Raw genomic sequence first — 19963 nt, forward strand, 5'->3', positions numbered from 1 at the left:
ACTCATCGCGGCGGGTGCAAGATGGGCGGTATCGCCGATCAGGAGGTACGCACATGGCCACGTTCGCACTGATCCATGGCGGCGGCGGCTCCGCCTGGGACTGGCATCTGCTGGAGCCCGAGCTGCGCCGTCGCGGGCACGACGTGGTGGCGGTGGACCTGCCGGTGGAGGACGAGAACGCCGGCCTGCTCGACTACGCCGACACCGTGGTGGAGGCCGTCGGCGACCGGCGTGAGCTGGTCGTGGTGGCCCATTCGTGGGGCGGGTTCGTGGGGCCGCTCGTCTGCGCGCGTACCCCCGCCGACCTGCTGGTGCTGGTCACGGCCATGATCCCGGTCCCGGGTGAGCCGCCGTCCGAGTGGTGGGCGAACACCGGTTTCGAGAAGGTGGAGCTCGACACGGTCGAGTTGTTCCTGCACGACGTGCCCAAGGAGGTGGCGAAGGAGTTGCTGACCAAGGAGCGTCGGCAGACCGACAAGGCCGCGAACGAGCCGTGGCCGCTGGGCGCGTGGCCCGACGTGCCGACGCGGTTCCTGCTGTGCCGCGACGACCGGTTCTTCACCGCCGACTTCATGCGCCGGGTCGTACGCGACCGGCTCGGGATCACGCCCGACGAGATCGACGGCGGTCACGCGCCCATGCTGGCCCGGCCGAAGGAGCTGGCCGACCGGCTGGAGGGCTATCTGACGGGCAGGTCGTAGACGCGGCGTACGCTGCTGCCGAGCCGGCTCACGTCGGCGCCGTAGATGTGCAGCGACACCCCGACCTCCGCGCTGGTGTTGCGCACCATGTGGATGTCCCCGGGCGGCGCGAACCCGCTCACTTCGCCCGGCCGGTTGTCGGCCCGGCCGATCTCCACCAGGTGGTCGCCCATGTCGCGGTAGAGCGTCTCGTGCTCGATGCCGCTGAGAATGCCGAACGTGCACCACGACACGTGGTCGTGGATGACGGTGTACTGGCCGGGCCGCCACACCACGGCCACGATCGAGAAATCCTCCTCGGCGTGGAGCACGTGCGAGACGTAGGTGTCGGGCGAGCCCGCGCGCTCCGCCGGCGTCAGGAGGTCGAGGCCGGGCAGGCGCTCACGGAGCAGGTTCGCGACGGCGAACGCGGAGTCGCGAAGCCCGAGCCTCCCGGCGGCGATCCGGGACACGCCGGACACCAGCGGGTCGAGTCCGGGTCTGGTGGCTGCGGTGACGACCACATTCATGGTATTCCCCTAGGGAAAATCAACAATCTGCCTTCCCCTTCTACGGTCGCGCATCTCGACCAATAGGTCCAACAGAAGTCTTCTGGCCCATCAATAGATATGATTGATGAGTGCTTGATGTCGTCCGGCTGCGCGTCCTCGTCGCCGTGGCCCGCAAGGGCTCCTTGACCGCGGCGGCCAAGGAGCTGCACTACTCCCAGCCCTCGGTCAGCCACCATCTGGCCAGGCTGGAGGCGGAGACCGGCGCCAAGCTCATCCAGCGCGCCGGGCGCGGGATCCGGCTCACCGAGGCGGGCCGGCTGCTGGCCGAGCGAGCGGCGGAGATCATCGGCCGCCTCGACGCCACGGCCGACGAGCTGGCCGCGCACGTCGGGCTGCGTTCGGGCCGCGTGCGGCTGGCCGCCTTCCCGTCGGCGCTGGGCACGTTCATCCCGAAGGCGGCCGGGCTACTGGCCGGCGCGCATCCGGGGCTGCGCCTGCAGCTCACGGAGACCGAGCCGCCGGAGGCGCTGCGGCTGCTGCGCGCCGGGCGCGTGGACGTGGCGGTGATGTTCCGCTACGACGACACCGCCCCCGAGGACGGCGGCCTGCACCTGACCCACCTGCTCGACGACCCCAGCTACCTGGTGTCGAGCACGGCGTCGGGCGAGCTGGCCGAACACGCCGACTCGTCCTGGATCGCCGGGTGCGACCGGTGCCGCAGCCACCTGCTGGACATCTGCGAGAAGGCGGGCTTCGAGCCGCGCATCGCGTTCACCAGCGACGACATCGTGGCCGTGCAGGCGCTGGTGGCGGCCGGGCTGGGGCTGACCATGCTGCCGGGGCTCGCGCTCCGCGCCCACCGGCACCCCGACGTGGAGGTGGCCGAGGTGCCCGGCTCGACCCGGCACGTCTACGCCGCCGTCTACGGCGATCCGCCCCACCCGCCCGCGACCGAGGCGCTGCTGGCGGCTCTCCGGGAAAGCCTTTGACGCCACCCCTACGATGGCCACATGCCGGACATCTCAACCCTCACCATCTTCTGCGTGACCACTCTCGGGCTGCTGCTCGTGCCCGGACCGGCGGTCCTCTACATCGTCACCAGGAGCGTCTCGCAGGGCCGCGCCGCCGGCCTGATCTCAGTGGCCGGCGTGCACGTGGGCTCGCTGGTGCACATCGGCGCGGCGGCGCTGGGCATCAGCGCGCTGCTGTCGGCCTCGGCCACCGCGTTCACGGTGGTCAAATACGTGGGTGTGGCCTACCTGCTCTGGCTCGGCGTACGCAAGCTGATGCACCGGGGCGACAGCGAGGAGCCGATCGAGCTGCGCGTGCAGTCGAAGCGGCGGCTGTTCTGGGAGGGGTTCGTGGTCAACGTGCTCAACCCGAAGACGGCCATCTTCTTCCTGGCGTTCCTGCCGCAGTTCACGCGCCCGGAGTTCGGGCCGATCGGTCAGCAGATCCTGGTGCTGGGCGTGCTGTGGCTCGTGCTCGGGATGGTGTCGGACGGCACGTACGCGATGCTCTCCTCGGCCCTGGCCGACCGGGTACGCGGGTCGGCCCGCACCCGCAGGCGGCTGGACGTGGGCAGCGGGATCGTGTACCTGGGGCTGGCCGCGTGGCTCACAACTGAGAAGGCCTGACAAGCCGGGAAATTTCCGGCCCGTAGTGCGATAGTGAGATCAAGGCTGGTCGGGGGCGGCACGTCGGGACGTAGCTGATGGGCGGGACCTCATGGACGCGCCACCGCATCGCCTCGGGCTCGAACGGGCCGTCGAGGTCTATTCGGGTCACGACGCGCTCGTCGGCGTGACCGGATCCGGCTACGTCCTCGGGCCCGACCTGGTGCTGACCTCAGGAGCCGTGGTCGATCCCGGTACGCCGTGCCAGGTGCGCGCCCCCTGGTCGGCCCGGTGGACGGACGCCGAGCAGGTGTGGCGGGGAGGCGGCGGCGCGGACGCCGTGCTGCTGCGGGTGCCGCAGGCTCCCTGGGCGGCCCTGCCCGGCGTCGAGCACAACCGCTGGGCCCGGGTGACAGGCCGCCGGCCGTTGCACTGCGTGGCCAGGGGCTTTCCCCGGGCGGCGCAGCGGGCCGGGTTCAGGGACGCCGAGACGGTGTCCGGGCTGGTGGACATCCCCGCGGGCGCGGTGTCGAAGGCCCTGACGGTCGGCGTGCTGCGCCCCGACCTGGCCGCGACGCCCACCTCGCTCTGGCAGGGCCTGCCGGGGGCCGTGCTGCTCGCCGAGCCCGCCGGGCAGATCATCGGCGTGGTCGCCGCCAGCCCCGACGGGTACGCCCAGCGCCGCCTCGACGCCATCCCCGTGACCGCGCTCCTCGGCGACCAGCGCTTTCGCGAACTGGCGGGCGTGGCTCCCGGCCCGCTCGAAGCCGTGGCGGAGGGCGACCCCTCGACGAGCCTGCCCGACCTGCTGACCTTCGCCCGCGAGGACCTGCCGCAGGACTGCGCCGACTGGGCACTGCTGATGGCGCGCCATGCCGTGGTGCCGTTCCTGGGGCGGACCGGGGAACTGGCGGAGCTGCGCTCCTGGGCCGCCGACCCGGCCGCGCTCTCGATCGCGATCGTGACCGGCCGCGGCGGCACGGGCAAGACCCGGCTGGCGGGCGAATTGTGCGCGGAGCTGGCCGAGGCGGGATGGGACACGGGCTTCCTGCCGCCGGAGTCGATCGGCGCTCCTCTGTCCGCCCGGGGTGTGAGCTTGGACGCGCTGCGGCCCACCCTGCTCGTCGCCGACCGTCCCGAGCCGTCCTCGCCGCTGCTGGGCGAGCTGATCCGGCGGCTGGCCAAACACGGGCGCAACCCCCGGGTACGACTCCTGCTGCTGGTCAGGGAGCCGGGTGAGCCGGAGTGGTGGCGGCGGCTGGACACCGCGGCGGGCGGCTGGCTGCGGCGGCTCAACACCACGACCGTGCAGCTCAACACGGCCCCCCTGACGCTGTCCGAACGCGCCGAGCACGCGATCACCGCCATGACGGCGTTCGCCCCGAGCCGGGCCGCGCTCCCCGCCCCGCCGCGCCTCGACGACCCTGACTACGGCCTGCCGCTCCATGTGCACACGGCCGCCCTGCTGCGGCTGCGTGACGGCGGTGCGGAGCCGGGCGGCGGGCTGCTGGAGCGGTTCGTCTCGCGTGAGTGCGACCAGTGGGTACGGGTGTGGCCGGGCGACCGGGAGCGGCTCGGCGCGGTGGCGGCGCGGCAGGCGGTGGCCGTGCTCACGCTCACCGCGCCCACCCCCGCCGAGCTGCCGGGGCTGCTGACGGCCGTGCCCGCGATCCGGGGGCGTGCCGTGGACGCCATGGACGTGGCGGGCTGGCTGGGACGGATCTTCCCTGGTGAAGGGCGGCTGACGCCGCTCGGGCCGGATCTCGTGGCCGAGCGCTTCCTGGCCGGCACCGAGGACCTCGACGCGCTCGTGCTGGCCCTGCACGATCACGAGAGCCGTACGGCCGGGCACCTCGTGCGCATGCTCGACGTCCTGCGCCTGTCGGCCGGGGACGAGCGGGTCAGGTCGGCGCTGTGGTCGCTGCTGGCGAGCCGGATCGGGAAACTGGTCACGCAGGCCATGGCGAATCCGGGCAGCCGGCTCGGGGACGTGCTCGACGCCGCGCTCGGGTTGTTCACCACCGACCGGCGAATCGCCGAGGCCGTCTCCGAAGCCGTCCCCGTGGCCGTGTCCACCCATGGGGCCGCGTGGGAGCCGCACGGGAACGCCGCGCTGGGGTTGCGGGCGTTGAACGTGACGCTGGGCGAGCTGGCCGTACGGCATCGGCGGGCGGGCGAAGCGCGGACCCCGCTGGCCGGGGCGCTGAGCCGGCTGTCGGACGCCCTCGCGGCGGTCGGCCGGGTGGGCGAGGCGGTCGTCGCGGCGGCCGAGTCGGTGGAGGTGTACGCCGCCGCGCCCCCGTACGAGGAGGCCGCCGGGCGGGCTCGGGCGCTGTTCGGCCTGGGGGCGTGCCTGCTGCTGGCGGGCGAGGCCGGCAGCGCGCTCAAGCCGGCGCAGGAGGCGGCGGCCAGGTTCCGGATCCTCGCCGAGGAGGATCCCCGGTACGCGGCGGAGGCCGCGCGGGCGCACCACAACGTGGCCTGCGCGTTGCTGGAGGTCGGCCGGTCGGGCGAGGCCGTGGCGGCGTTCGAGGCGGCGGGCGGCGACGCCGGCTTCGCCGCGGACCTCGCCGGGATCCTGTCCGTACTGCCGAGACCCGGCTCACGCCAGAGGCCCGCAGCTCCTGCGGCCCGTAAGCCGCGACCGCCGTTCGCCATCCAGCGCCCAGAGCCGGCCGCGACGGCCTTCAGCCCCGCACCCGGCATCCAGGCGTCCGAAAGCCGGGCGCCCGGCATCCAGGCATCCGGCAGCCATGCCCCCGAAAGCCAGGTTCCCGGAAGCCGAATGCCCGGAAGCCGGGCATTCGGCAGTCAGGTGCCCGGCAGCCATGCGCCTGGTAGGCCGCTTCGGATGCCTCTCGCGGCGCCGGTGCCGGAGTCGCCCGCCGTGCCGGCGCCGGGCCCGCTGGTCTCGTACGAGGAGGCCGATGACGGCGCGCTGCCCGAGCTGGCCGGCTGTCTCGCCGTCGCGGCCACCGCCGCGGTCAAGTACGCGGCCCCCACGAGCAGGGACGTCGCCCATCGCCTGCACCGGCTGGCCACCTGGCTGGAGGCGAACGGCAGGCCGGCCGACGCCCTCGTCCCGGCGGCCGAGGCCGTGACGCGGCTGCGGGCGCTGGCCGGTGAGGAGCCGGGGCTGCGGGCCATGCTGGCCTCCGCCGCCGCGCTGCCGGCCAGGCTGCACGCCCGGCTCGACGACCTGGACGCCGCGCAGAGGTCCGCCGCCGAGGCCGTACGCAACCTCCGGGCCCTCGTCACGCTGGAGCCCGACGAGCACCGCGCCGCCCTGGCGGGGCAACTGCTCGACCTCGGGGAGCTGCTGCTGATCGACGACCGGCCGGACGCCGCGCTGGACCCGCTGCAGGAGGCGATGGCCGTGGCGGCGGAGGGGCACACGGCGGCGCAGGCCAGGGGCCGGCGGCTGCTCGGTCTGTGCCTGGCCGAGCTCGGCCGGGCCGCGGACGGCCGGACCCAGCTCGAACTGGCGGCGGAGCTGTACGACGTGCTGCGCGCCGAGGACGACGCCCGCTCCGAGGTACGCGCCCGGCTGCGGCGCTGGGAGGCCGCCGCCGGACCGGCGGACGGGCGGCCCTGGCTGCTGACGATGGTCGTCGTCCGGCCGGACGAGGCCGTCACCCGGGCGGAGGCGCAGCTCGCCGAGTGCAGGAAAAACGTCCGGAGCGGCGAGGGCGGGCTGGGCAGGGAGCAGGTCGACGCCTACCTGTCGGCGCAGGCCATGCTCGCCGGCGCCCTGGCGGACGCGGGGCAGGCGGGGAAGGGCTTCGGGCTGGCGATGCAGGCCGCCGAGCTGCTCCAGCGGCACGCCACGCCCGCCGGGCCGCACGCGCTCGCCGTGGGCATGGTCGCCGCGGCGCTCGGACGGTCGCTCGTGGGGCTCGGCCGCCACAAGGAGGCCATCCCGCACCTGCTCACGGCCATCGAGTCGTACGAGCCGCACTCCGGGACGAGCCTGGTGTTCCGTACGGAGCTGGCCGAGCTGCTGATCCTGGAGACCGTCTCGCTGGCCGACGCGGCCTGCCCGGCCGACGCGGAGGCCGCCGCGGACCGCCTGGTCGAGCTGTACGCGAGGCTCGTCTCGGAGCGGCTCGAAGCCCCCTTGGCGCTGGCCGGGGCGCTGCGCCTGCAGGCCGGGATCCGCTTCACCCGGCGGAACCCGCAAGGAGCGCGGCAGTCGGTCACCCGCGCGCTGGACCTGCTGCCGCCGGAGCCCGAGCACGAGGAGCACACCCGCCTGCTCGCCGCCACCTGCCTGGAACTCGCCGGCCTGTGCCTGGCCGAGCTGGGCGACGACGACGCGGCCGGGGAGAAGCTGGCCGCCGGCACCGCGATGATGGCGCGGATCGGGGCCGTCCCGTACGACCTCGTCCCCGTGCACCTGCTGGCCCTGGTCCGGCTGGCCAGGCTGCGGACGGGAGGCGAGCGGGTCGCCTTGTGCGCCCAGATTCTCGGCATGCGGCCGCTTCCTGGGACAGAGGTGCTCGAAACGGTGGTGGAGGAGCTGTCGGAGCACGTGGACACGGTGGCGGCGGCCGAGCTGGTGCCCTCGCTGACGGCGTTCACGGAGGCGCTGGAACGGGAGGTGCCGCTGAGCGGCGCCCCGCGGCTCCACGACCGGTACGGCCGCTGCCTGGCCCGGTTCGGCGCCACCGCCGCGCGGGCGGGTGACACGGACGGCGCCGTCGCGGGCGCCGAGCTGGCCGCGCGGGTCTACCGGGGCCTGGCCGCCGTCTCCAGCACCTACCGGGGACCGCTCGGGTCGGCGCTCGCCGCGCTGGCCCGCCTGCGGCCCGACGACCCGGCCTTGCTGGAGCAGGCCATCGACCTGCTCGGGGGGCAGCAGGACCCGGCGCTCGCCGAGATCCTGCACCTGTACGCCGCCGAGCTGCTCGAACGCGGCCGTCCCGTCGAGGCCCTGGCCCAGTGCGAGCGGGCCGCCGACCTCTGCGACGAGCTGGACGACCCGGCCGTCGCCGCCGCCATCTACGCCCAGCTCGGCTCCACCCTGGCGGCCCTCGACCGCCCGCAGGCCGCCCTGGAGGCGATCACCTGGTCCCTGGCCGAACTGGACCGCGGCGACCAGGACCGCGAGGTACAGGACCGCGAGGTACAGGACCGCGAGGTACAGGACCGCGAGGGACAGGGCCGAAGCGGACAGGACCGCGACCAGCAGGACCGCAGCGGGCAGGAACAGAGCGACCAGGACCGCGGCAGGCGGGACAGGAGTGAGAAGTCGGCGCGGGTGCGGGCCCAGGCGGTTCAGGTGCGGGGGCGGGTGTTGCGGGCCTTCGGCCGGGACCAGGAGGCGCTGGCCCACCTCGTCGAGGCGCTGCGCCTGTTCACCCGGCTGCCGGACCCGCCCGCCGCCGCCGAGACCGCCGCCATGATCGCCGACGACCTCCTGGCCGCGGGACGGCCGCAGGAGGCCGCCGAGTACGCCGCCATCGCCATGACCGGCCACGAACCCGGCACCGTCAAGCACGCCCTGGCCACGCAGCGCCTCGTCAGGTGCCACATGATGCGCGGCGAGCTAGCCGAGGCCAACGCGCTCGTCGACGACCTGATCCCGCGCGCCAGGCGGTCGCCGGACGATCTGACGTACCGGGCGATCCTGGCCGACTCCCTGGCGCAGAGCTCCGAGCTGCTGCCCCTGCTGCGGCTGGACGGCGGGACGCAGGCGGAGGCGAGGGCGCGTGAGGCCATCGCCATCTACGACGAGCTGCTGACCACGGGCATGGACGCGCAGGCCCTGCACACCAGCCGGGCCGGCGCCTGCCTGACGCTGGCCTCGGCGCTCAGGATGCGGGAGCTGGCGGCCGAGGCGATCCAGCCGCTGCGGGAGGCGGTCGCGGCGCTCGAGCGCTTCTCCCCCGGCAACCCGATGCAGGCCGGGCTGCTGTCGCGGGCCATGCTCATGCTGGGCGACGCGCTCATGGAGGCGGGCCGGGCGCTGGAGGCCGGGCTCGTCTTCCACCGGGGCACGCAGGTGACGCGCGACGAGCTGTCCAGGGCCGTGGCCCACGCCCGGCTCGGCTTCTGCCAGCGGGAGCTCGGCAGGAACGACGCCGCCGACGCCGCCCTGCGGGCCTCCGCCGGCCTGCTGCGCGGCCTGCTCGCCGACCGGCGGAAGGCCGAACCGGGCACGGGGCCGGGCCCAGCATCAGGCCCGAAGCCGGGCCCAGGACCAGGCCCAGACGCTGAACCCGGCGCCGAACCGGACGCGGAGCTGACCGGCCTGCTCCTCGACGTGCTGCGTGGCCGGGTGAAGGTGCTGGAGCAGGCCGGCAGGGACGACGACGCGCGGGCGGTGCAGGACGAGCTGCGCCGCCTCAGCGGTCGCTAGCCTCCAGCGTCTCCGGCCTCCACCGTCTCCCGGGCCCACCGGTAGTCGGCCTTGCCCGCCGGCGAGCGCACCATCTCGGCCACGAACGCGTACGTCCGGGGCACCTTGTAGCCCGACAGCAGCTTCCTGCAGTGCTCGTCGAGTTCGGCGGCCGTGACCTCGACGCCCGGGCGCGGCTCGATGACGGCGGCCACCCTGTTGCCCCACCGGTCGTCCGGCACGCCGGTCACCACCGCGTCGAACACCGAGGGATGCCCCTTCAGCACCGCCTCGACCTCCTCGGGGAAGACCTTCTCGCCGCCGGTGTTGATGCACTGCGAGCCCCGGCCGAACACGTTGACCGTGCCGTCGGGGTCCACCGTGGCCAGGTCACCGGTCAGCAGCCAGCGGGTGCCCTCCTCGTCGGTGACGAACGTGCGGGCGGTCTTGTCGGGGTCGTTGTAGTAGCCGAACGCCACCCGCCCCGACCTGGCCACCGTGCCGAGCTGCCCGGAGCCGGGCTGGACGGGCCGGTTGGCCTCGTCGAGCACGGCGAGGTTGACCACGGAGTTCGGCTGGTAGCGCAGGCCCTTCTCCGGTGAGGACCCGGCCACGCCCGAGGCGGTGTAGCCGGACTCGGTGGAGCCGAAGTTGTCGAGGATCATGACGTTCGGTAACAGCTCCTGGAGGCGGTCGCGGACCGCGCCGGACAGGATGGCGCCGGTGGAGCTGATCACGAACAGCGAGGAGACGTCGTGGCCGCCGCCCTCCAGCGCCTCGGCCAGCGGCCTGGCCATGGCGTCGCCGGTGATGTTCATGGTGAAGACGCGCTCGCGTTCGACCGCGCGCCACACGTCCGCGGCGTCGAACTTGCGCACGTACACGATGGTCGAGCCCATCCACCAGGCGATGAACGTGGCCATCTGCGCGGCCCCGTGCATGAGCGGCGGCGCGGCCATCATGACCATGGGGTTGGCCTTGACCGCCTCGTCGATGACCTCCTGCGGGGTGGTGCGCGGCTCGCCGTAGGGGTTGCCGCCGCCGAAGCCCATGAACAGGTCCTCGACGTGCCACATCGCGCCCTTGGGCATGCCCGTCGTGCCGCCGGTGTAGATGATGTACACGTCCTGGCCCGAGCGTGGCGGGAAGCCCCGTTCGGGCTTGCCGCGTTCTAGGGCGGTCTCGTACGGCACCGCCGAGCCGATCGCCGGCGGCCCGCCCACCGAGATCAGGTGTTCGAGCAGCGGCGCGTCGTCCACCACGGCGGCCACCCTGGCCTCGAACTCGACGTCGTAGACCAGCGCCCGGAGGTCGGCGTCCCGGTACAGGTAGAGCAGTTCGGCCTCGACGTAGCGGTAGTTCACGTTGATGGGCACGGCCCTGATCTTGAGGGCCGCGAGGACGCCGGCGATGTACTCGATGCCGTTGCACAGGTGCAGGCCGACGTGCTGGCCCGGCTGGACGCCCAGGTCCATGAGGTAGTGGGCGAGCCGGTTCGACTCGGCGTCCAGTTCGGCGTACGTGCGCCGTTCCTGGTCGCAGACGACGGCCGTCCGGTCCCCGATCGCGTCCGCGAGCCCTTCGAACAGATCTGCGTGGTTGAACTCCATCAGGGTCTCTCCCGTCCGACGATCCACATCGCGAAGAACTGGGCTCCCCCGCCATAGGCGTGGCCGAGCGCCGTACGGGCGCCGTCCACCTGGTGCTCGCCGGCCATGCCGCGCACCTGCAGCGCGGCCTCGGCGAACCTGATCAGTCCCGAGGCCCCGATCGGGTTGCTCGACAGCACCCCGCCGGAGGCGTTCCACGGGATGTCTCCGTCGAGCGCCGTGGCGCCCGACTCGGTGAGCTTCCATCCCTCCCCGTCGGCCGCGAACCCCAGGTTCTCCAGCCACATCGGCTCGTACCAGGAGAACGGCACGTAGGTCTCGGCCACGTCGATCTGCCGGCGCGGGTCGGCGATGCCGGCCTGCCGGTAGACGTCGGCCGCGCAGTCCTTGCCCGCCTGGGGGCTGACGGTGTCGCGGTCCGCGCGGAAGATCGGCTCGGAGCGCATGGCCGTCCCGTGCACCCAGGCGGGGGTGCCGGTGACCGCCGACTCCGACGACAGGACCATCGCGCAGGCGCCGTCGCTGGACGGGCAGGTCTCCAGGTAGCGGATGGGTTCCCAGAGCATCGGCGTGGCCTCGACCATCTTCTGGTCGATGCCGGGGATCTTGAGGTGCGCGTACGGGTTCTTCAGCGCGTTGAGCCGGTCCTTGACCGCGACCAGCGTGCCGATGTGGCCGGGGGCGCCGGACCTGCGCATGTACTCGCGGATGTGCGGCGCGAAGTAGCCGCCCGCGCCCACCACCAGCGACGCGTTGAACGGCAGGTGGGTGGACAGCGCCCAGGTGGCGTTGGACTCCGACTGCTTCTCGAAGGCCACCACCAGCACCCGGTCGTGCACCCCGCCCTGGATCAGCGAGGCGCCGACCAGGGCGGTGGAGCCGCCGACGCTGCCGGCCGTGTGCACGCGCATCATCGGCTTGCCCGCCGCGCCGAGCGCGTCCGCCAGGTACGCCTCCGGCATCATCACGCCCTCGAACAGGTCGGGCGCCTTGCCGATGACGACGGCGTCGATGTCCTTGAACGACAGCCCGGCGTCCTCCAGGGCGCGCAGCGCCGCCTCGCGGACGAGCCCGGCGATGGAGACGTCGCGCCGTTTGGTCGTGTAGTGCGTCTGCCCGACGCCGATGACCGCGCACCGGTTGCCCATGCTCATGCCTCCAGTACGGTGACGAGGTTCTGCTGCAGGCAGGGGCCGCTCGCGGCATGGCCGACGGTGCGCCTCGCCTCGCCGTCGTGGATGCGCCGCGCGGCCTCGCCGATGCGGATGAGGCCCGTGGCCATGACGGGGTTGGCGGCCAGCGGGCCGCCCGAGGGGTTGATCAGTGTGTCGCCGCCCAGTTCGAGGGCCTGGCGCAGGACGATCTCCTCGTGGGGGAACTGGGCGTGCAGCTCGGCCACCTCGACGGGACCCTTGCCGACCCCCGCGGCACGTGCGGCATCGGCCGCGGAGGCCGACAAGGCCAGGTTGCGCATACCCAGGTAGTGCGGCTCTATGCGGTGGGCAATCCCCCTGATATAGGCGGGATTGGCACACAACTGCCCGGCCAGATCGCCGGTCGCGAGCACGATGGCGGCGGCGCCGTCCGTGATGGGCGGCACGTCCGTCTTCCGCAGGGGTTGCAGCGCGAAGTCCTCGCCGTCCGGGTCGGGCAGGTCGAGCGCGTACGGGTTGCTTCTCCCGTCCGCGCGGCTCCGCCGCACGATCTCGTCGAGTTCGGCCCGGTCCGCCCCGACCGCGTTCGCCTGGAGCGCGGCGTAGGAGAGCTGGTCGAGGCCGAGCGGCGCCAGGTAGTACGGGTCGAGCTGGAGCGTCATGATCGTGCGCAGGTCGCCGAGCGAGGACTTGCCGAAGCCGTAGACCAGGGCGGAGTCGATGTCGCCGTGCTGGAGGCGCACCCAGGCTTCGTACAGGGCCCAGGCGCCGTCCATCTCGACGTGGCTCTCCGAGATCGGCGGCCAGGCCCCCAGCGCGTCGAGCGCGGACACGAACGAGAACGGGGCTCCGGCGAGGTAGTCGCAGCTCCCCGAGCAGGTGAAGCCGAACCGCTTGAGCCCGGTGCGCTCCTTGACCTCGTTGATCACGGGCAGGATCAGCTCGGGCTCGGTCTGCCCGGCGTCCCGGTCGGTGTGCTCGGTCTGCGCGAACGCGACGATGGCCACATCTCTCATGACAGCTCCACGTCGGGCTCGCCGGTGGGGGCGAACCAGCGGATGTTCGCCATGGACGCCGTGCGCTCGTTCTCGGGGATCCAGACCGCCCGGACCCGCATGCCCTGGCGCACCTCGTGCGCGGGAATGTCGCCGATCAGGGCGATCATGGGGACGTCGGCGTTGTCGAGCAGGATGTACGCCGACACGAACGGCACCTGCGGAGCCCGCGGGTCCGGCAGGTTGTTGATGGCGAACGTGGTGATCGTGCCCGTGTCGGGCAGTTCGACGGTCTCCCCGATGCCGCCGCCGCATTGGGGGCACGACAGCCGATAGGGCACATAGACCTTGTCGCATTCCGCGCACCGGCCGCCGAGGAAGACGCCGCGCTCGATGCCCCCGAGGAAGACGCGCAGGGCGCCGCCCGCCTGGAGGCGGTATTCGGCGCGCACGTTGGACACGATCTTCGTGACCTCAGGGGCGAAATACGCGATGTCGGTGATGTGGCCGGTGGGCTGGTCGCGCCAGACCGGCCAGACGCGGGTGCCCGCCTCGATCGCCTTCGCGTTGCCCGCGTCCACGGCGTGCAGCAGCGCGGTGTCCGCGCCGTCGAGCTCGATCAGCGCCCAGGCGAACGGGCGGTCGAGGGGGTGGGCCTCGATCGGCTCGTCCACCCACGCCCACGTGGTGACCGTGCCGGCGGGGCCGACCTCGACGTACTCGCCGGTGACCGGCTCGCCCGTGGCGGGGTCGTACTCGAGGGGCGGGACCAGGACGCGGCCCTCCGCGGTGCGCGCCCCGACGATGCGGCGGGCGCGTAACTCGGTGAGGAAGCGCCCGATCACCGGGCCCGTGGTGCGGGTGTAGCCGCCGGGGAACTCCAGGACGTGCTGAGCGACCAGCGGATCAGATGGCACGGTCGTGTCCCTCCCAGTACGGGGCGCGGAGTTTGCGTTTGAGCAGCTTGCCGTTGGGCTCGCGGGGCATCTCGGCGATGAAGTCGACGCTCTTGGGCCACTTCATCCTGGACAGCCGGCCCTCCAGCGAGGCCAGCAGCTCGGCGGCCAGCTCGGGGCCCGGCTCATGGCCCGGGGCCGGCTCGACCACCGCCTTGATCTGCTCGCCCCACTCCTCGTCCGGGATGCCGAACACGGCCACGTCGGCCACCTTCGGGTGGACCATGAGCTCGTTCTCGATCTCGGCGGGATAGATGTTGGCGCCGCCCGAGATGATCATGTCGGCCTTGCGGTCGCACAGGAACAGGAAGCCGTCCTCGGTCAGGTAGCCGATGTCGCCGACGGTGAAGTGGTCCTTGAGCCGGTTCGCGGCGGTCTTGTCGGGGTCGCCCTTGTACTCGAACGAGGCGCCCATCATCTTCATGTAGATCGTGCCCGGGGTGCCGGTCGGGACCGGTTCGCCGTTGTCGTCCACGATGAGCAGCTCGCTGATCGGCCAGGCCTTGCCGACCGTGCCCGGGTGCGCCTTCCAGTCCTGCGGGGTGGCCAGGGTGCCGCCGCCCTCGGTGGCCGCGTAGTACTCGTACACGCAGTCGCCCCACCACTCGAGCATCGCCTGCTTGACCGGGACGGGGCAGGGGGCGGCGGCGTGGATCATCCACTTCAGCGAGGACAGGTCGTAGCGCTCGCGGGTCTCCTGCGGCAGCGCCAGCAGCCGCTTGAAGTGGGTCGGGACCAGGTGCGAGTTGGTGACGCCGTGCCGCTCGCACAGCCGCAGCAGCTCCTCGGCGTCCCACCGGTCCATGTAGACGAGCGTGTGGCCCATGTGCAGGGCGGTGCCGCCGAACTGGGTGACCGCGGTGTGGTAGCTCGGGGAGGTGACCAGGTGGGCGTTCGGGCGGCCCTGGGTCATGCCGAACAGTCCGAGCAGGAACGTCATGAGTTCGGCGGAGTCGTCCGGGTCCAGGCCGTTGAGCGGCCGGCGGACGCCCTTGGGCTTGCCGGTGGTGCCCGAGGTGTAGTGCATGGTGGCGCCGGCGGTGCGGTCGGCGGGGGCGGTGTCGGGCTGCCCGTCGGTCAGCTCGCTCACCGGGCGGAAGCCGAGCCCCTGGTCGCTCTCGCTCAGCAGGAAGCGGCGCTCCGGCTTGACGGCCTCGGCGCCGCGGGCGCCCTCCTCCGCGAAGCGGGGGTGCACGAAGAAGGCCTTGGCCTCGCTGTCGGACACGATGTACGCGATCTCCGGGCCGGTCAGGTGCCAGTTGACCGGCGTGTAGTACCAGCCGGCCTGTAACGCGGCCAGGTAGAGCACCAGGCCGTCGGCGCCGTTGGGCGCCAGGCCGCAGATGCCGTCGCCGGGCTGGAGGCCGAGTGCTCGCAGGCCGTGCACCAGGCGGTTGGCCCGGGCCAGCAACTCTCCGGCGCGGTGCTCCGTACCGTCGGGATCCACTGCCGCGATCCACTCGGGATCCGCCTGCGCGAGCCTCCAGAAACCGAGCGTGCCCATCTGATCTCCTCAGCTCAGGGCGAGCAAAACAGGAACCTGTTCTCGTTTGCTGGTGGGAGCGTATCCCGCGGGTGAAGTCCTGAGCAAGCGCTTGATCTTACGACTGACGCCCGGCTTCGCCGGCCCGTCGGGGCCGCTGACGACGCGCGTGGGGCGGGGGTATGATCGCAGCCTAACAAGCGCTTGATTCAGCGACTTTCGGAGGCATCCGTGGAGCTCCTGCCGATCAGCACCCCGCACTGCCGGATCGAACGCGACGGCCACGTCCTGACCGTCACCATGAACCGGCCGGAGGCCCGCAACGCGCTCTCCTCGGACATGCTGATCGGCCTGGCCTCGGCGTGGGCGTACGCCTCGGCCGAGCAGGGCATCCGGGTGGCGATCCTCACGGGCGCCCAGGGCACGTTCTGCTCGGGCGCCGACCTCAAGGCCATGGGCCAGCCGTCCACGGACCCCGAGGTCCAGGCACGGGCCGCGCAGATCCCCAACTTCCACTGGAAGGGCCTGCTGCGCGAGGACCTGCCCACCAAGCCGATCATCTGCGCGGTGGAGGGCTACGCGGTGGCCGGCGGCACCGAGCTGCTGGTGGGCACGGACCTGCGGGTGGTGGCGGAGTCGGCCACGCTGGGGCTGTTCGAGGCCAAGCGCGCCCTGTTCCCGATGGGCGGCAGCGCCGTACGGCTGCCGCGGCAGATCCCGTACTGCCACGCCATGGACCTGCTGCTCACCGGCCGCGCGATCACGGCGGCGGAGGCCCTGTCGATGGGTCTGGTCAACCGCGTGGTCCCGGACGGCCAGGCGCTGGCGGTGGCCCGCGAACTCGCCGACGACGTCGCCGCCTCTGGGCCGCTGGCGGTGCAGGCGATCCTGCGCACCTACCGCGACACGCTGGGCCTGGCGGAGCCGGAGGCCCTGAAGGTGTCGGACGACCTGGGCTGGCCGGTGATCGGCTCGGAGGACGCCAAGGAGGGCACCCGCGCCTTCCGCGAGAAGCGCCCCCCGACGTACCTGGCCCACTAGGGCCAGCGCGGCTCCTGGTCCGGGACGGTCTCCAGGCCGGCCCAGTCGTCGCGGACGGGCGAGAACGCCTCCACCACCACCGCGCCGTCCGGGCCCGCCGTGACCTCGTGCGGGACGCCGGCGCGGACGCACCACGTCCCTCCGGGGCCGAGGTCGCGGGTCTCCGCCCCGGCCCGGAACCTGAGCGTGCCCTGGACGCACACGCCGAGCTGTTCGTTGGCGTGCCGGTGCTCCGGCACGAGGCCGCCCGGGGGCAGCTCGACCACGGCCAGGGTGAGGTGGTCGCCCTGGACGACCCTGGCCAGGACGTCGTTCCAGATACGGGTGGGCGGGATGGCGTGGAGTTCGGTGAGCATCGGTCGCCTCCGTACGCGGGGTGCGAGTCGGCACGAATCTAGGCCGCCCTCCGCGTTAAGGACAATCGACAGCTCCTTAACGCAGGGTTTAGCGTTCCCACATGCTCGACGTGGCCAGGCTCCGGGTGCTGCGCGAGGTGGCCCGTCATGGGTCGCTCACCCGCGCCGCCGCCGCGCTCTCGTACACACCGTCGGCCCTGTCGCAGCAGATCGCGGTGCTCGAACGCGAGGCGGGCGCGCTGCTGCTGGAGCGGCACGCCCGCGGGGTGCGGCTGACGGAGGCCGGCCGGGCGCTCGTCCGGCACACCGAGCGCGTCCTCACCGAGCTGCGCGCCGCCGAGAGCACGCTGGCCGCCATCTCCGCGGCCGAGGGCGGCCGGCTCCGGTTCGGCTCCTTCACCACGGCCAACGCCACGCTGATGCCGCTGGCCGTGCGCGCCTTCCTGCGTGAGCGGCCGGCGGTCGAGGTGGAGCTGGTCGAGGCCGACCGCGACGAGGCCATGGCGGCCGTGGCGGCGCACGAGCTGGACCTGGCCCTGGTGTACGAGTTCCCGGCCGCGCCCCTGCGCGTGCCCGCCACCGTCGAGGCCCGCCACCTGCTGGCCGACCCGCTCCACATCGCGCTCCCGCCGGACCACCGGCTGGCCGGGCGTGAGCGGATCAGGCTCGCGGACCTGGCCGGCGAGCGCTGGATCCAGGGCGTCCACCGGGGCTCCACGATCGACGTGCTGCCCGAGGCGTGCCGGGCGGCGGGGTTCGAGCCCAGGATCGCCTTCAGGACCGACGACCAGATGACGGTGCGGGGGCTGGTGGCGGCCGGGCTCGGGGTCGCGCTGGTGCCGTTCCTGACGCTGCCCGCGACCGCGCCCGACCTCGTCGTACGCCGGCTCAGCGAGCCCGCGCCGACCAGGACCGTCATGACGGCCACGCCCGCCGGCCGCTACCGCCTGCCCGCCGCGGCCGCCATGATCGAGCACCTGCGGGCGGTCGCCGCGAGCCTCGGCGAGGTCAGTCCTCCGTGATGCGCTCCAGCCGTTCCAGGGCCTCGCCGTACTCCTCCACCAGCCCGAACATCACGTCCTTGGCCGAGCGGACCTGGTTCATGATGCCGATGATCTGCCCGGCGGGGAACGTGGCCAGCTCCGAGGCGTCCGAGCGGCCGATGCGCCGCAGCGCGTTCGACACCAGCATGAACTGCAGCGGCATCGGCAGCGTCCCCGGAGACTCCTCCGACTCCCATGCCTCGGTCCACTCGTTCTTGAGCAGCCGCGCCGGCTTGCCGGTCCAGCTCCGCGAGCGCACGGTGTCGCGGGAGGTGGCCTCCAGGATGCGGCGCTTGGCCATCTCCGGCGTGTCCGCCTCCTCGACCGTGAGCCACAGCGAGCCGGTCCAGACGCCCTCGGCGCCCAGCGCCATCCCGGCGGCCATCTGGCGACCGTTGCCGATACCGCCCGCGGCCAGCACGGGCACGTCCACGGCGTCCACCACCTGCGGGATCAGCACCATGGTGGAGATCTCACCGGTGTGCCCGCCGGCCTCCGTGCCCTGGGCGACCACCACGTCCACGCCGACCTCGACCTGCTTGAGCGCGTGGCGCGGGGTCGAGGCGAGGGCGGCGACCTTCACGCCGTGGGAGTGGGCGAGGTCCACCACGTCGGCGGGTGGCGGGCCGAGCGCGTTGGCGAGGAGCGCGATGGGGTGGCGCAGGGCGACCTCCACCTGGGGGCGGGCGGTGGCGTCCGTCCAGCCGAGCAGCACCTTCCCGGCGTCCGTCTCCGACGACAGCGGTGGCACGCCGTGCTTGGCCAGGAGGTCCTCGACGAACGCCCGGTGCCCGTCGGGGATCATCGACTGCAGGCGGCCGACGAGCTCCTCGGGCGCGAAGTCGACGCCCTCGTAGGAGGCCGGCATGACCACGTCCACGCCGTACGGCCTGCCGTCCACGTGGTCGTCGATCCATTTGAGCTCCGTCTCGAGCTCTTCAGGGGTGAAGTAGAGCGCTCCGAGCACCCCCATGCCGCCCGCGCGGCTGACGGCGGCGACCACGTCCCTGCAATGGCTGAACGCGAAGATCGGGAGCTCGATTCCGAACATGTCCGTGACACGGGTCCGCATGGCCCGACAATACGTCCGGAGAGCAGCGAACTGCAACGTGTTCTAGACTAGAACCTTTCGTCTGGTACCGGTGAGTAACCTTGGACTATAACGAGTTCTAGTAAGAGATTCCGGCGCAAAGAAAAAGGGCCCGTTTTCACGGGCCCTGAAATACGCCGGGGATTACTCGGTGGCGTCGGGGCGGCGGCGGCCCAGCAGGACCCCGGCCAGGACGAGGACGCCGCCGACGATGAGCAGGACCAGCGGGATGATGTTGCGCAGCAGGTTGATCTGGCTCTTGCCCTCCTGGGCGCTCTTCACCAGGTCGCCGATGGTCTGCTCGGTCATCTTCGCGGTGGCCACGAAGGCGGCCGTGCGCTCCACGCCGTCCTGGGTCTTCAGCACCTCGTGGCGCTGCAACTCCTGCTTGACCGGGGCGCCCGTGACCGGCTCGACCCAGTACGTCGTCTTGCCGTCGTACCAGCGGTCCACCTGGACGTCGCCCGTGGTCCCCGTCATGCCGAGCACGTTGGCCGGCGCCGTGCGGGTTTCGGTCTTGGTCGGCGGCACGTCCTGCTCGAAGACGTAGGCGGGCAGGCCGTTGACGCTCTCCTCACGGACGAACTTGGCGTCGAACGCCTTCTGCGCCGTGGAGTTGAACACCTTGTACGTCTTCTTCTCCACGTCGAACGGGAACTTGTAGATCTGCCCCTCGAGCGTGACCGGAGCCTTCTCGATGCTGGTGCCGCAGCAGTTGACGCCCAGCCCCGTGTAGCGGTCGAAGGCGCTGCGCCGCTCGGAGATGTCGATCTGCGGCCGGCTGTTGGTCACGTCGTTGACGACCGTGGCCTCGTCCCAGACCACCCGCTGGGAGTTGGCCTCCTTCACGTCGCCGCGCGTGGTGACGATGATGTCGAGGTCGCCGGTGAGCACCTTCAGGTCCTGGAGGGAGAAGTACTGGGCGCCCTTCGCCTCCAGCCGGGTGATGCCGAACTGGTCCGCCGGCGCGGAGATGATCTGGCTCGCCGCCCAGAATTTCAGCAGCGGCGCCAGCGCGATGAAGAAAGCTCCGAACCCGATGAGGACGAGCGTGGAGATACGACCCATCGAATCCTCCGCAATTGTA

Annotated in this window: 15 protein-coding genes; 6 read left to right on the top strand and 9 right to left on the bottom strand. The window is 72.5% G+C overall.

Annotated elements, in window-relative coordinates:
- Positions 1-53: 53 nt before the first annotated feature.
- The gene (locus AB0I15_RS19110; protein ID WP_358096726.1) at positions 54-701 is read left to right on the top strand and encodes an alpha/beta hydrolase; all 648 of its coding nucleotides are present in this window, start codon (positions 54-56) and stop codon (positions 699-701) included.
- On the opposite strand, the gene AB0I15_RS19115 is transcribed toward AB0I15_RS19110, so the two are convergent.
- Positions 680-1210 (bottom strand): cysteine dioxygenase family protein, encoded by a 531-nt coding sequence (locus AB0I15_RS19115; RefSeq protein WP_358096729.1) that lies wholly within the window; start codon positions 1208-1210, stop codon positions 680-682. The two genes, AB0I15_RS19110 and AB0I15_RS19115, sit on opposite strands and share 22 nt — an antisense overlap.
- Before the next feature lie 110 nt (positions 1211-1320).
- On the opposite strand from AB0I15_RS19115, the gene AB0I15_RS19120 reads away from it, so the two are divergent.
- From AB0I15_RS19120 to AB0I15_RS19130, 3 genes are all read left to right on the top strand, one after another.
- On the top strand, positions 1321-2181 hold the full coding sequence (locus AB0I15_RS19120; protein ID WP_358096732.1) for a LysR family transcriptional regulator: 861 nt from the start codon (positions 1321-1323) through the stop codon (positions 2179-2181).
- Between the two features lie 21 nt (positions 2182-2202).
- On the top strand, positions 2203-2829 hold the full coding sequence (locus tag AB0I15_RS19125) for a LysE family translocator (protein WP_358096735.1): 627 nt from the start codon (positions 2203-2205) through the stop codon (positions 2827-2829).
- Between the two features lie 91 nt (positions 2830-2920).
- Entirely contained in the window at positions 2921-9169 is a 6249-nt protein-coding gene (locus tag AB0I15_RS19130) for a hypothetical protein (RefSeq protein ID WP_358096738.1), read from the top strand.
- On the opposite strand, the gene AB0I15_RS19135 is transcribed toward AB0I15_RS19130, so the two are convergent.
- Genes AB0I15_RS19135 through AB0I15_RS19155 form a run of 5 tightly spaced genes read right to left on the bottom strand, consistent with a single transcriptional unit; the run spans position 9166 to position 15367 of the window.
- On the bottom strand, positions 9166-10758 hold the full coding sequence (locus AB0I15_RS19135) for an acyl-CoA synthetase (protein WP_358096741.1): 1593 nt from the start codon (positions 10756-10758) through the stop codon (positions 9166-9168). The two genes, AB0I15_RS19130 and AB0I15_RS19135, sit on opposite strands and share 4 nt — an antisense overlap.
- Positions 10758-11906: a thiolase domain-containing protein gene (locus AB0I15_RS19140; protein WP_358097067.1), complete on the bottom strand. Its 1149-nt coding sequence runs from the start codon at positions 11904-11906 to the stop codon at positions 10758-10760. The genes AB0I15_RS19135 and AB0I15_RS19140 overlap by 1 nt, the downstream gene beginning before the upstream one ends.
- A 2-nt stretch (positions 11907-11908) precedes the next feature.
- Complete coding sequence (locus AB0I15_RS19145; RefSeq protein ID WP_358096744.1) at positions 11909-12928, bottom strand: thiolase domain-containing protein; 1020 nt, start codon at positions 12926-12928, stop codon at positions 11909-11911.
- Entirely contained in the window at positions 12925-13824 is a 900-nt protein-coding gene (locus AB0I15_RS19150; protein ID WP_358096747.1) for an OB-fold domain-containing protein, read from the bottom strand. The genes AB0I15_RS19145 and AB0I15_RS19150 overlap by 4 nt, the downstream gene beginning before the upstream one ends.
- Positions 13814-15367, bottom strand: coding sequence for an acyl-CoA synthetase (locus AB0I15_RS19155; RefSeq protein WP_358096750.1), 1554 nt, complete (start codon positions 15365-15367; stop codon positions 13814-13816). The genes AB0I15_RS19150 and AB0I15_RS19155 overlap by 11 nt, the downstream gene beginning before the upstream one ends.
- Positions 15368-15577: 210 nt before the next feature.
- Here AB0I15_RS19155 and AB0I15_RS19160 point away from each other — a divergent pair, with 210 nt between their 5' ends.
- Complete coding sequence (locus tag AB0I15_RS19160) at positions 15578-16387, top strand: crotonase/enoyl-CoA hydratase family protein (protein ID WP_358096753.1); 810 nt, start codon at positions 15578-15580, stop codon at positions 16385-16387.
- On the opposite strand, the gene AB0I15_RS19165 is transcribed toward AB0I15_RS19160, so the two are convergent.
- Complete coding sequence (locus AB0I15_RS19165; protein ID WP_358096756.1) at positions 16384-16743, bottom strand: cupin domain-containing protein; 360 nt, start codon at positions 16741-16743, stop codon at positions 16384-16386. The two genes, AB0I15_RS19160 and AB0I15_RS19165, sit on opposite strands and share 4 nt — an antisense overlap.
- A gap of 101 nt (positions 16744-16844) precedes the next feature.
- Here AB0I15_RS19165 and AB0I15_RS19170 point away from each other — a divergent pair, with 101 nt between their 5' ends.
- Positions 16845-17765, top strand: a complete 921-nt coding sequence (locus AB0I15_RS19170; protein WP_358096759.1) for a LysR family transcriptional regulator — start codon at positions 16845-16847, stop codon at positions 17763-17765.
- On the opposite strand, the gene AB0I15_RS19175 is transcribed toward AB0I15_RS19170, so the two are convergent.
- Complete coding sequence (locus AB0I15_RS19175; RefSeq protein ID WP_358096761.1) at positions 17752-18858, bottom strand: nitronate monooxygenase family protein; 1107 nt, start codon at positions 18856-18858, stop codon at positions 17752-17754. The two genes, AB0I15_RS19170 and AB0I15_RS19175, sit on opposite strands and share 14 nt — an antisense overlap.
- 162 nt (positions 18859-19020) lie before the next feature.
- Entirely contained in the window at positions 19021-19944 is a 924-nt protein-coding gene (locus AB0I15_RS19180; protein ID WP_358096764.1) for a DUF3068 domain-containing protein, read from the bottom strand.
- Between the last annotated feature and the right edge of the window lie 19 nt (positions 19945-19963).

It is taken from the genome of Nonomuraea sp. NPDC050643 (genome assembly GCF_040654715.1).
In the GTDB taxonomy this organism is placed as follows: Bacteria; Actinomycetota; Actinomycetes; order Streptosporangiales; family Streptosporangiaceae; genus Nonomuraea.